The following is a 12,556-nucleotide window of genomic DNA, read 5'->3' on the forward strand; positions in this document are numbered from 1 at the left end:
CGCGCGGCAAAGCAATGACGTCCGAGGTAATGGCCGCCGTGACATCAGCCGCGGCATGAGCGCATATGGTCCACCATGCGCCACTACCCGCCCCGCCGTATCGTCTGCCTGACCGAAGAGACGGTCGAGGCACTCTACCTGCTCGGCGAGCAGGACCGCATCGTCGGCGTTTCCGGCTACGCCGTCCGTCCGCCCCAGGTGCGGCGCGAGAAGCCGCGGGTGTCAGCCTTCGTCTCCGCGGACATGCCGAAGATCCTCGCGCTGGAGCCGGACCTGGTGCTGGCCTTCTCCGATCTCCAGGCCGGCATCGTCGCCGATCTCGTCCGCGCCGGTGTCGACGTCCACGTTTTCAATCAGCGCGACGTCGCCGGCATCCTGGCGATGATCCGGACGCTGGGCGCGCTGGTCGGTGCGGTCGAACGCGCGGACCAGCTCGCGCAAGGCTTCGAGCAGCGCCTCGCGACGATCGCGGCAACGCCTCGCCCCTCGCCGCGGCCAAAGGTCTACTTTGAAGAGTGGGACGATCCGCTGATCTCGGGCATTGGCTGGGTCTCTGAGCTAATCGAGATCGCCGGCGGCGCAGATGTCTTCCCGGAACTGCGGCATCGGCAGGCGGCGAAGGATCGCATCGTTTCGACAGAGGCGGTGCGCGAGGCTGCACCCGACATCATTCTCGCCTCATGGTGCGGCAAGAAGGTCGTCCCTGCCCGCATCCGCGCGCGCGATGGCTGGAGCGACATCCCCGCCGTGCGCAACGACCGCATCGTCGAGATCAAATCGCCGATCATTCTGCAGCCGGGACCGGCGGCACTGACGGACGGGCTCGATGCGATCGTAGCGGCGCTGTGGGGGACGCGCTCGGAGCTGTCTACCCCGTCATCAGAGGCGTGAGCTGCGCGGTGCGCAGCGCCGTGCAGGGAGCCTCGAAGGATGAACGGCCCCGATGCAGCCGGGCCGTCGCTCTTCGAGGCTCGCCTAACGACGCTTCGCGCTGCCAGGCTCGCACCTCAAGGTGACGGTGATGGGTTTTCACGTCACAGCATTCACGACCTGATATTCCGGCCGGCGCCACACCTCGCCTGCGATCACGTCCTCGATGATCTCGGCCGCCCTCATGATCTCGCTCTCGCCGATATACAGCGGCGTGATCCCAAACCTCATGATATCAGGCGCGCGGAAATCGCCGATGACGCCGCGCGCGATCAGAGCCTGCATGGCGGCGTAGCCGCCCTCGAAGGCGAAGGAGACCTGCGAGCCACGGTGTTCATGCGCGCGCGGGGTCACCAGCTTCAAGGACGGGCAGCGGCGCTCGACCTCGGCGATCAGGAGATCGCCGAGCGCCAGCGAGCTCGCGCGAACCTCGGCGATATCGACGCGGTCCCAGATGTCGAGCGAGGCCTCCAGCGCCGCCATTGCCAGCACAGGCGGCGTGCCGACGCGCATGCGCTCGACGCCGCCGGCGGCGGCATAGGCAAGCTCGAACGCAAACGGCTTGGCATGCCCCATCCATCCCGATAGCGCGGCCCGCGCGGTATCGGCGTGGCGCGGCGCGACGTAGAGGAAGGCCGGCGCGCCGGGGCCGGCGTTGATGTATTTGTAGGTGCACCCCGCAGCGAAATCGGCGCCGCAGCCGGCGAGATCGACCGGCAGCGCGCCGGCCGAATGCGCGAGATCCCAGACCGTGACGATGCCGAGCGCATGCGCTCTTGCCGTCAGCTTCGCCATGTCGTGGCGGCGGCCGGTGCGATAGTCGACCTCGGTGATGTAGAGAACCGCGATCTCCTCTGACAACGACGCCTCGATTTCCTCCGGCTCAACCAGGCGCAATTGATGGCCGCGCCCGAGCGTCGCGATCAGGCCCTCGGCCATGTAGAGATCGGTCGGAAAATTGCCGGTGTCCGACAGCACGACCTTGCGCGAGGCGTTCATGTCGAGCGCAGCAGCCAGCGCCTGGTAGACCTTGAGCGACAGCGTGTCGCCGACCATCACCGAGCCGGCTTCCGCGCCGATCAGCCGGGCGATGCGATCGCCGACATGGCGCGGCTGGGCATACCAGCCTGCGGTGTTCCAGGCGCGGATCAGCTCGTTGCCCCATTCGGTGGTGATGACGCGATTGACGCGCTCGGCGACGCCCAGCGGCAGCGCGCCGAGCGAGTTGCCGTCGAGATAGATCACGCCGTCAGGCAGATGGAACAGAGCCTTGGTGTCGTCATAGACGCGATATCTGGTCATAGACATTTCTTGGACATTTCTACAAAATGGTGCGGACGCGCCAGAGCTCGGGAAACAGCTCGACCTCGAGCATGCGCTTGAGATAGCTGACGCCGCCGGTGCCGCCGGTGCCGCGCTTAAAGCCGATGACGCGCTCGACCGTGGTCACATGGTTGAAGCGCCAGCGCCGGAAATAGTCCTCGAAATCGACCAGCTTCTCGGCGAGCTCGTAGAGCATCCAGTGCGTCTCCGGCGCCTCATAAACGATACGCCACGCCTGCAGCACGCCCTCGTTGAAACTGTGGGTCTCGCGGACGTCGCGGGCCAGCACCGCAGCCGGCATCTTCAGCCCGTTGCGGTCGGCAAGCCTGAGCACCTCGTCATAGAGGCTCGGCGTCGCCAGTTCGGCTTCGAGCAGCTTGGTCGTCTCGGCATCGTGCGCGTGCGGCTTGAGCATGGCGTGGTTGCGATTGCCGAGAAGGAATTCGATCAGCCGGTATTGGCGCGACTGGAAGCCCGATGATTGGCCGAGCTGCGAGCGGAAGCGCGTGTACTCGCTGGGCGTCATGGTCCGCAGCACGTCCCAGGCGCTGTTGAGCTGCTCGAAGATGCGCGACATCCGCGCCAGCATCTTCATCGCGGGGGCAACCTCATCCTTGGCGATGGCGCGCCGCGCCGCGCTGAGCTCGTGGATGGCGAGCCGCATCCACAGCTCCGTGGTCTGATGCTGGATGATGAACAGCATCTCATCATGCGCCTCCGACAGCGGATGCTGCGCGCTGAGGATCGCATCGAGCGCGAGATAATCGCCATAGGACATGCGCTTTGCGAAATCGGTCTCGGCGCCTTCGTTTGTGGGATCGTAATCGCTGGACGTCATGGCTGGCCCTCCCGATCGATCATTCCCGGCCTCGTCAATCGAGGCCGATCAGGCGCGCGGTGATCTGCGACGACGGATCCTTGAGCCCGTCGATCACAGTGAAATGGTTCAGCGCAGGCTCGACCACGAGGCGCGTCGGCACGTCGAAACCGGTCCAGACATTGGACAGCAGGTCGGCCTGGCGGATGAATTCGGGGCGCTCGCCACCGCCGACCCAGGCGGTCACGGGCGAATGTCCCCGCGGCAGATGCAGCGCCGCGCTTTCGAGGCTCGCCTCCTCCATGGTCATGCGCAGCGTCTCGTTCATCTTCGTCTTCAGCAGTGGACGCAGATCGTGCAGGCCGCTGATCGAGAGCGTGCCGGCGATGCGGTTGAAGACGGCAGGTTCGAGCCGGCTGTCGTCGCACAGCATGCGGGTGACGAGATGGCCGCCGGCCGAATGCCCGGCGAGCCGGATCGGACCGGAGACGAGCGAGGCCGCTTTCGCGATCGCCGCGGTGATTTCGGCCGTCATGTCGGAGATGCGCGCGCTAGGGGCCAGCGTGTGGCTCGGCAGCGCGACGGCCCAGCCATGATGGCGTGCACCTTCGGCCAGATCCGTCCAGGTCGACTTGTCGAAGCGCATCCAGTAGCCGCCATGGACGAACACGACGAGGCCCTTGCTGTCCCCGTCGGGCAGGATCAGGTCGAGCGTCTGGCGCTCACCGGAGCCATAGGCGATGTCGTCGCGGAAATCCTTGAGGCCGGCGCGGTAGGCGGCCGCCCGCTCCGCCCATTGTGCCGGCAATTTGTCCGAGCCCGGGATATGGGCCGAATTGGCGTAAGCATCATCCCAATCGCGCATCGTTCATTCCTCGGCGGACTCAAGGCCCTGCGACCGCGCGCCAGTCTGCCACCGGGGGCGGCAGCATCCTAGTCTTTATTTTAAGCTTAAAGGATTTGAATGCGCCCCTGTTTCGGGCAGCGGTCGCCCAGCCGAGATGCCGTAGAGTGGGCAAAGCGAAAGCGTGCCCACCTTCTCTTTCGAGATCGAGGAACGATGGTGGGCACGGCGCAAGAGCGCCTTTGCCCACCGTACAGGACTATCATCCGTCATTGCGAGCGCAGCGAAGCAATCCAGTCTGCCTCCGCGGCAACAGCCTGGATTGCTTCGTCGCAAGGGCTCCTCGCAATGACGGCGGAGAGGCCTACGCCTTCTCCACCCCGCACCATTCCGCGACGAACAGGGCCATCGCCTTGGTCGTCTTCTTCAGCGAGTCCAGGTCGACGTACTCGTTGAAGCCGTGCATCTCGCCGCCACTGGCGCCGAAGCAGAGGCTCGGGATGCCGTGGTTCAGGCCGTAGAAGCGCGTATCGGTCAGCGCCGTGAAGACGAGATCCTCGGGCATGCCGCCATAGACCTTGTTGAAGGCCTTTCCGAACGCAGCCTCCGGCTCTGCCGCGTCAGTCAGTTCATAGCCTTCCGACAAAAAGCCCGACCATTCGACCTCAGGCGGATTGTTGGCAAGGAAGCGGTGGTTGCGCGAGGCGGCAGCAACACAAGCCAAAATCTCCTTCTGGTGATCGGCGACCGACCAGCCCGGCAGGATCGCGATGCGGCAGTCGACGTCGCACCAGGCCGGAACGCTGGAGGCCCAGTCGCCGCCCTTGATGATGCCGGGGTTGAAGTTGATGGGATGGTTCAGCGTCTTGAAATGGCGATCGGCCTTGGCCCGCTCGTTCCATTCGATCTCGAGCTTTTGCAGGGCATGGACGAGATGATACGCCGCCATGATCGCATTGGAGCCAGAGCCCGCAAAGGCGACATGGGTCGGGTGTCCCTTCACGCGCAGGCGAAACCAGATCACGCCGACCTGCGAGCGCACCATCTTGCCGCGGGTGGGCTCCGGGATGAAGCAGGCATCCGCGCGATAGCCGCGCTGCAGCGTCGAGAGAGCGCCGACGCCGGTGCTCTCCTCCTCGATCACGGACTGGAAATGGATCCGCGCGGTCGGCTTCAGGCCCGCCGCCTTGATCGCATCGAGCGCATAGAGCGCACCGATGGTGCCCGATTTCATGTCGCAGGCGCCGCGGCCGAACATCTTGCCGTCCCTGATGACAGGCGAGAACGGCGGCGTGTCCCACAGCTCCAGAGGCCCTGCCGGCACCACGTCGCAGTGGCCCTGGAGGATCAGCGATTTGCCGCCGTTCGTTTGCGGACGGTAGGTGCCCACCACCGAGCGCGCCTTCGAGAAATCGTGCTCGATCGGGCCGAAGCCGCGCAAATCCTTGAGATCGTCGACATCGATGTGCCAGTCGTCGACCTCGTAGCCGCGCTGGCGCAGGAGATCGCCGATCATGTCCTGGCACGGCCCCTCCGCCCCGCGGGTCGAAGGGATCGCGACGAAATCTCGGGTGGTCGCAAGCTGGGCTTCGAAGCCGGCATCGACGGCGTCGAGGATCCTTTGCTGCGTTTCGGCATTCATCAGGCAACTCCAGGCATTTCAATGATCCTTGGGAGCGCGCAAGCTAGCCGATTTCAGCCGTTCGGGTACTCCACAAAATATGCATCCCGCAATGCATCTTCGAGCAGTCGGCCTTCCGAATAGCCATCGAGCGTCGCAGGGCGCCTCACGCCGTCGAGCAGGCGCGGACATGGCTCCGGCGCGCCGAGCACGGTGCGCACCGGAATGCGCTCGGCATAGATCGGCAACGCATAATCCTCGTCGTCATCGGCCACGCCCTTGGCGCGGACTTTTGCCGAGGCCTCCTCGATCTCCATGGCAATGAAGGAGGTCGCCTTGATCTCCTGCGCGCTGCTCGCCCGCAGGCTCGCGGTGCGGTCCGGGAAGAAGCGGTCGACCATGGCGATCACCGCCCGTTCCTTTTCCTCGGGGTCGGTGACGAGATAGGCGGTGCCGAACGCCATCACCGCACGATAATCGGCGGAGTGGTTGAAGCCGCAACGTGCCAGCACGAGACTGTCGAGATGGGCAACCGTCAGGCAGACACGCTCGCCTTTGGTCTGGTTGCGCAGCATGCGGCTCGCGCTCGAACCGTGCCAGTAGAGCCTGGTCCCTTCGCGCCAGAAGAAGGTCGGCGTGCAATAGGGCTGGCCGTCGATCACATAGGAGACGTGGCACAGCATCGAGGAATCCAGGATGCGGTGAACGGTGTCGTGATCGTAGAAGCCGCGGTCGTGACGGCGCTTCACCTGGTTGCGCGCTGAGGTCGGATAGGAATTTTGGCTCTCGGTCTGGCTCACGGCCGCTCCTGTCGGGGCTTGGATCACTTCCAGATCAGTTGTAGCGGTGGATTTGGTCTGCGATAGTTCCAATTCCATGCAAAAAATTCCGACCAATTCTCCCGCGCCCGCCACGACCCCTTCTCTGTCAAAGCCCGAGCTGCCGCTCGATCTCACCGGGGCGCACATCACGGCTGGCGCCTCCGCCGCGCACCGGCTCTACCAGGCACTGTGCGAGATGATCGTCTCCGGCCTCGTCAAGCCCGGTGAGCCGCTGCCGCCGTCGCGGACGCTGGCGAAGCAAACGGGCTTTCGACGCAACGCCGTCGTCACCGCCTATGAGCGGCTGATCGCCGACGGCTTTGCCGACGCAACTGTCGGCTCCGGCACCTTCGTCGCCGCGCGGATTCCGGCGCGCGCGACTGAGCCGAAGAAGCCGAACGTGAAGGTGGAAACTCCGGGACAAGGCGCGTTCGCGCTCGGCTGCACCCATATCGACGAACGCGCCGTGCAGCGTTTTCGTGCCTTCGTCGGCCGCCGCATGCGCGCGTTCGGATCCGAGCACCTGCATTATGGCGATCCCCGCGGCAGCCGCGAACTGCGCGCGGCAATCGCCGATCATCTGCTATCGGCGCGCGGGCTGCGCTGCGACCCCGATCAGATCATGCTGACGTCGGGCACGCTGCACGCGCTCCGCATCGTGCTGAGTGCGATCCTGAAGCCCAACGATCAAGTGTGGTGCGAGGACCCAGGTTACCCCGCCGCACGAAAAACCATCGCGCATTGCGGCTATCGCGCCGTGCCCGTCCCCGTCGACGAGCACGGCATGCGCGTCGCCAGGGGCAGCACCACAGCGCCCTCGGCGCGAGCGGCCTATGTGACGCCATCGCACCAGTTTCCGCTAGGCGTGCAGATGTCGATGCCGCGGCGGCTGGAGCTGCTGGACTGGGCGAGACAGGCCGGCGCCTTCGTGCTGGAGGACGATTACGACAGCGAGTTCCGCTACGACGGCGCCCCGCTGATGTCGCTTGCCGGCATCGACCACCTCCAGCGCGTGATCTACATGGGCACGTTTGCCAAGACGCTGTTTCCGGGCCTGCGCATCGGTTATTGCGCGCTGCCCGAGCGCCTGATCGGCGACGTGACCGCCGCGCGCGCCGCGCTCGACCGCTTTCCCGGCACGCTGATGGAAGGCGCGGTGGCCGACATGCTCAATTCCGGCGCCTTTGCCGCGAACCTGAAACGGGTGCGAAAGCTCTATCGCGAGGCGCGCGATGCACTGGCCGGGACGCTGGAAGCCAGATCCGACGGTGTACTTTCGGTGCCGGTGCCGTCCCAGGGCCTGCATCTAGTCGCCCGCTTCGATCCATCGGTCGAACTTTCGGTCGCAGCCGAGGCGAAGCAGGCAGCCGGCGCAGAGGGCTGGCTACTCGCTGACACCTATTCGCGCGCACGGCCCCTGCCCGGCTTTGTGCTGGGATTTTCCGGGCACGCGGTTCGACAGCTCGTGGCATCCGCCGAGCGGCTCGCACGGGAATCGCGCGCGGCCTTGCGCGCAAGGGGCAAGTCGGCTCGCCGGGCGTGACGAAGCTTCACTATGAGAATCGCCCGCCGCTCCCTAGATTGCGGCATCGATGCCGGGACTCACATCATGCTGTTGCGCCACGCGACCTGCCTCTCGCTCCTGATCTCCATGGCGCTTGCCTCGACGGCACGCGCAGCGACCATCGGACGCGAGCAGGACATCGTGGATCTGAAGCTCGGCCAGCGCGTGCTCGTGGATGACGGAACCTGCCCCGCCGGGCAGGTCAAGGAAGTGCGCGGCGCGAAGATGACCGACAAGGGCGTCTCGCGCACCAGCTCCTGCGTGCCGCGGCACGGGCCGAAAACAAAATGATGGTCTGAAAAGCTACTTCGCCGGATCGAACATGCACTGCAAGGTCGGCTTGGCGATCTTGGTGAAGGTCGGGCCGATCTCGCTTTGCTTTGACGTCGGCACCCAATCGGTCTCGATCGTCGGCACGCCCGTCTCGCTGATGCCGCGCAACAGCGCTTCGCGCAAATCGCGGTCCTCGACGACAGCGACGGCATGGTCGTGCAGGCAGCCGCAGACTTCTTCCGGATGCTCCCAGCGCCCGAGCATGCGCGGTGCACACTGGCGCACGAATTCACTGCGTGGATCCGGCAGTCGCGACGGCGCGCGCACCTGCGCTTGCACGGAATTGATCGTCAGAAGGGAGATGAACGCTGCGGCGCAGAAACGAAGCAACATGATGACGCTTGCCGGCTGATTTCTTTGGGCGATCAGAAGCGCGCGGCGACCACGATCGGCTGCGGCGCCGGCGTCACGACCGGCGTACCGCTGTACTGGAAGGTGCCGATACCCGGGAGATTGCCGTCGGGCATGCCCGCGAACGAGGAACCGGCGAGCACAAAGCCGAAGGCAACGATAAAGCTGAGCGCGCGCATAGTCTTGTCCCTCAATTCCGCGGCCGGCGGTGCGCCGTCGTCGTTGTGACGCTGATAACCATGGGCGGTTTCGCGCGTGATGCGCCAAAAGCCGAAAATGGTTTCATCCGCGTGTGAATTGTTTCGTCCCGTCCAAGGCGACGAAACAATTCTCGGAAAATGCCAATTATTTCAGTCATGTTGCACCGCAACTCAAAGCGGCCTCGCAAGTCGCTGTCGCAGCGCGCAACCGCGCCGGACTCCGGCAACGTCATGCGCCCGCCTTGCACGCTTCACATGCGTTTTACGTTTTTCTGCTGAAGAGAAGCCAAACGAAGGCTGGGTCCCGTCGAACCGGGCGCGCTTCGGCCGCGACCCAAACCATCGAAACCGAGACGCCCGGGATCACCGGGCGCATCCATGTGAGGAATGGCCATCATGATGGCGCAAGATCGCGCAACGCCGCGCGAGGCGGACCAACGGACGGACCGCGGAGATCAACGACCTGTTCGCAGCCGCGCCACTTCGGCGAACGAAATGGCGCTGCAATCGAGCCGCGGCTTCGAAGCCGCGCCGCAGATGTTCGTGCGGCTGACCGGCTCGCATCTCGCAAAACCGCGCGTCAGCCGCGAACGCGTCACTGAGTGAACACAAGGGCGTCACTGGAGTGAACGCAAGCGCGTCACTGAGTGAAGAATTCACCGCACTTCTGGACGTTGGCGTCAGCCGGTCCCCACGGCATGATCGGCACGGTCGAGGTCGAGTTCTTCGGCGAGCCCTCGATCAGCTTGTCGGAATAGACCATGTAGACCAGCACGTTGCGCTTGGCGTCGCAGCCGCGCACGATCTGCATCTTCTTGAAGAACAACGAGCGGCGCCGGCGGAACATATCGTCGCCCTGCTCCATCTTGCCCTTGAACTTGATCGGGCCGACCTGGCGACAGGCGAGCGAGATGTCCGAGACCTCCTCGGCAAGACCGAGCCAGCCCTTGAAACCGCCCTTCTCCGGCACCGTGAAATGACAGGCGACGCCCTCGACTTCGGGGTCGTCGAGACCATAGGTCGCGAGCTTGTCGTTCGGGCTCACCCATTTGAACACCGTGGAACGGCGGAAGATCAGATCGGGCTCATCAGCGGCGGATGCGGAAGCCAGCGGCACGACCAGGGCCAGGAGGAATAAAGCGAGGCCTTTCAAGCGGATGCCGGAAAGACCGGGGAAACGAGATGACATGAAGTTCTCCGGTAACAAGTCCCCCCAATGTAGGCATCGGCTGGCCGGTCAGGAAGACGACGGCCAGCCGGGCGCGGCCGCCGTTTACCGCTCCGTGAGGCTTTTTTGCTACGTCTTGAACAAAAGCAGCTGATGGCAGAACCACCTTGCTGGTGAACGCGTATCCCCTCTGCGAGACTAATGTCTGATTGGGATTATGGATTCGAGGATGAATAGCGTGAACGGGTCCGGTTTTGCTGCCAAGCCAGCGCGGATTTGGCAGGTCGCCATTTTGACGGCGGCGGGTGCGATCGGAACGGCAAGCCAGGCTGACGCAGCGTTTTATTATTGGACGGATTATTCCGACGGGTCCTATTACGCCCGGCAGGATCGGCATCCCGAAATACCGCGCCAGAAGCCGCAGAAGCGCGGCACGGCCGGCAAGAAGGAGATCGTTGCCGAGAAGGAAGCCGGCGCCAAGCCGCAAGGACCGCTCGTCATCGTCGTCTCGATCGAGCGGCAGAAGGTGACGATCTACGACACCAACGGTGTGTTCGCGGAATCTCCGGTGTCGACCGGCATGAAGGGCCATTCGACACCGATGGGCGTGTTCAGCGTCATCCAGAAGCACAAATTCCACCACTCCAACATCTATAGCGGCGCTCCGATGCCGTACATGCAGCGGATCACCTGGTCCGGCGTTGCCATGCATGCCGGCGTGCTGCCGGGCTATCCGGCCTCGCACGGCTGCATCCGCATGCCGATGGCGTTCGCAGTGAAGATGTGGAACTGGACCAGGATGGGCGCGCGCGTCATCGTCTCGCCCGGCGAGATGACGCCGCACAGCTTCCAGCATCCGCTGCTCGCCTCCGTGCGCGTGCCGCCGCAGCCCGCGGCCAGCCTGGAGCCGCAGACCAATGTCGGCGACAAGGCCGACAAGGGCGTGCCGGCCAAGGTCACTGAAGCCAAGCCGGTCGAGACCAAGACCGCCAGCGCCGACGTGCCGGAGCTGCGCTCGTCGGTCGGCCACACCGTGATGTCGGACATCACAACGGGCAATGCACCTGCCCGCGCGGAAGCGGCCGCGACGACCGACAAGGCCGAGGCGACGTCCGAGATGAAGACCGCGGAGACTGCGGAAGCGCCCAAGGCTCCGGCGGCGACCGACGACAAGGTCGAGGCTGCCAAGAGCGACGCACCAAAATCTGACGCGCCAAAGTCAGAAGCGGCAAAGTCCGAGACGGCGAAGACCGAATCTGCCGACTCCGCGAAGAAGCCCGATGCCGCCGCGACGGCCGCGGCGGATGCCAAGAAGGACGAGACCCGCCTCGCCGATCCCGCGCCGGCGGCAAAGCCGGAGCCGCCCAAGCGGGCCGGCCAGATCGCCGTCTTCATCAGCCGCAAGGATTCCAAGCTCTATGTGCGGCAGAATTTTGCGCCGCTGTTCGAGGTGCCCGTGACGATCTCAGCGAGCGACCGGCCGCTCGGCACGCATGTCTTCACCGCCGAAGTCGACAAGGCCGATTCCAATGCGCTGCATTGGTCGGTGGTGTCGCTGCCCGTCACCGCTCGCTCCGCCGCGCGCGAGGATGACGGCCGCGTTGCGCGCCGCAAGGGTGGCGCCGCCGTGATCCCCGTCGCCGCCAAGCCGATGGTAACGCCGGACAGCCCGGCAGAGGCGCTCGACCGCATCTCGGTCCCCGCCGACACCATGGTGAAGATCAACGAGATGCTGACCTCCGGCGGCTCGATCATCGTCTCCGACCAGGGCATCAACCAGGGCGAGACCGGCGAAGGCACCGATTTCATCGTTCGTCTGTACTAAAGCGTTTTCGAGCGAAGTGGGCACCGGTTCGCGTCAAGAAAACGCGTCAAAATAAACGTTCGCGCCGCGACCGATAACGCGGTGTTGAGCGACCCGGTCGCAACGGCGGAGTAACATCCGTCCCGGACCATTTCGGGGACGCCGTCATGATGAACCGCAGGACACTGCTCATCGCGGCGCTTGCAGGCGCAGCCGCGCCGATGACGCGCGCCTACGCCGATGCCGGCATGAGCCGGATCTCGGCCTATGCCTTCACCTTCCCGGCCCTTTCCGGAGACGACATCCGCCTCGCCGCCTTCACGGGCAAACCGCTGCTGGTGGTCAACACCGCATCGCTCTGCGGCTACACTCCGCAATATGCGGGCCTGCAAGAGCTCTGGAGCGAGTTTCGCGAGCGCGGGCTCACCGTGATCGGCGTGCCCTCCAACGATTTCGGCAGCCAGGAGCCCGGCGGCGCCACCGAGATCACGGAGACCGCGCACCATCAATACGGCGTTACCTTCCCTATCGCGGCCAAGGCCGTGGTGGTCGGCGCGAAGGCGCATCCGTTCTACAAATGGGCCGCAGAGGCGCGCCCCCGCGAGGTTCCGCGCTGGAACTTCCACAAGTATCTGATCGGCCGTGACGGCTACATCGCCGGGGTGTTTCCCTCCGCGGTCGAGCCGACCGACACGCGAATCAAAACGGCCGTCGCCAGAGTGCTGGCGGACAGCTGACGGGGCGCGGGGCCTCATCGGGTTGGGCACAATTGCGGCGGGA

13 protein-coding genes are annotated in these 12,556 nt (G+C 65.0%); 5 read left to right on the forward strand and 8 right to left on the reverse strand.

Going from position 1 to position 12,556, the window contains the following annotated elements:
- Positions 1-75: 75 nt before the first annotated feature.
- Positions 76-891, forward strand: coding sequence for a cobalamin-binding protein (locus GGD63_RS03695; RefSeq protein ID WP_183239516.1), 816 nt, complete (start codon positions 76-78; stop codon positions 889-891).
- A 138-nt stretch (positions 892-1,029) separates the two neighbouring features.
- Here GGD63_RS03695 and kynU read toward each other — a convergent pair whose 3' ends face one another.
- From kynU to GGD63_RS03720, 5 genes are all read right to left on the reverse strand, one after another.
- The gene (gene kynU / locus GGD63_RS03700) at positions 1,030-2,232 is read right to left on the reverse strand and encodes a kynureninase (protein WP_183239517.1); all 1,203 of its coding nucleotides are present in this window, start codon (positions 2,230-2,232) and stop codon (positions 1,030-1,032) included.
- Between the two features lie 19 nt (positions 2,233-2,251).
- On the reverse strand, positions 2,252-3,091 hold the full coding sequence (kynA, locus tag GGD63_RS03705; RefSeq protein WP_183239518.1) for a tryptophan 2,3-dioxygenase: 840 nt from the start codon (positions 3,089-3,091) through the stop codon (positions 2,252-2,254).
- Positions 3,092-3,125: 34 nt separating this feature from the next.
- The gene (locus tag GGD63_RS03710; RefSeq protein WP_183239519.1) at positions 3,126-3,935 is read right to left on the reverse strand and encodes an alpha/beta hydrolase; all 810 of its coding nucleotides are present in this window, start codon (positions 3,933-3,935) and stop codon (positions 3,126-3,128) included.
- A 343-nt stretch (positions 3,936-4,278) separates the two neighbouring features.
- Positions 4,279-5,556, reverse strand: a complete 1,278-nt coding sequence (locus GGD63_RS03715) for an ArgE/DapE family deacylase (RefSeq protein ID WP_183239520.1) — start codon at positions 5,554-5,556, stop codon at positions 4,279-4,281.
- A gap of 53 nt (positions 5,557-5,609) precedes the next feature.
- Positions 5,610-6,335 carry a pyridoxamine 5'-phosphate oxidase family protein gene (locus tag GGD63_RS03720; RefSeq protein ID WP_183239521.1) on the reverse strand — a complete coding sequence of 242 codons (726 nt, stop codon included), beginning with the start codon at positions 6,333-6,335 and terminating at the stop codon, positions 5,610-5,612.
- A 76-nt stretch (positions 6,336-6,411) separates the two neighbouring features.
- Here GGD63_RS03720 and GGD63_RS03725 point away from each other — a divergent pair, with 76 nt between their 5' ends.
- Complete coding sequence (locus tag GGD63_RS03725; RefSeq protein WP_183239522.1) at positions 6,412-7,899, forward strand: PLP-dependent aminotransferase family protein; 1,488 nt, start codon at positions 6,412-6,414, stop codon at positions 7,897-7,899.
- Between the two features lie 66 nt (positions 7,900-7,965).
- Positions 7,966-8,211 (forward strand): DUF6719 family protein, encoded by a 246-nt coding sequence (locus GGD63_RS03730; RefSeq protein WP_183239523.1) that lies wholly within the window; start codon positions 7,966-7,968, stop codon positions 8,209-8,211.
- 12 nt (positions 8,212-8,223) lie between these two features.
- Here the strand turns inward: GGD63_RS03730 and GGD63_RS03735 are convergent, their stop codons facing one another.
- From GGD63_RS03735 to GGD63_RS03750, 3 genes are all read right to left on the reverse strand, one after another.
- Positions 8,224-8,586 carry a hypothetical protein gene (locus tag GGD63_RS03735; RefSeq protein WP_183239524.1) on the reverse strand — a complete coding sequence of 121 codons (363 nt, stop codon included), beginning with the start codon at positions 8,584-8,586 and terminating at the stop codon, positions 8,224-8,226.
- Positions 8,587-8,618: 32 nt separating this feature from the next.
- Complete coding sequence (locus tag GGD63_RS03740; protein ID WP_183239525.1) at positions 8,619-8,783, reverse strand: hypothetical protein; 165 nt, start codon at positions 8,781-8,783, stop codon at positions 8,619-8,621.
- A gap of 661 nt (positions 8,784-9,444) precedes the next feature.
- On the reverse strand, positions 9,445-9,993 hold the full coding sequence (locus GGD63_RS03750; RefSeq protein ID WP_183239527.1) for a CreA family protein: 549 nt from the start codon (positions 9,991-9,993) through the stop codon (positions 9,445-9,447).
- A 208-nt stretch (positions 9,994-10,201) separates the two neighbouring features.
- Between GGD63_RS03750 and GGD63_RS03755 the strand changes: the two genes are divergently transcribed.
- Positions 10,202-11,797, forward strand: coding sequence for a L,D-transpeptidase (locus GGD63_RS03755; RefSeq protein WP_183239528.1), 1,596 nt, complete (start codon positions 10,202-10,204; stop codon positions 11,795-11,797).
- 146 nt (positions 11,798-11,943) lie between these two features.
- A complete protein-coding gene (locus GGD63_RS03760; RefSeq protein WP_183239529.1) occupies positions 11,944-12,513 on the forward strand; it encodes a glutathione peroxidase in 570 nt (189 codons plus the stop codon).
- Positions 12,514-12,556 lie beyond the last annotated feature (43 nt).

Source organism: Bradyrhizobium sp. cir1 (assembly GCF_014198245.1).
Taxonomy (GTDB): Bacteria; Pseudomonadota; Alphaproteobacteria; order Rhizobiales; family Xanthobacteraceae; genus Bradyrhizobium.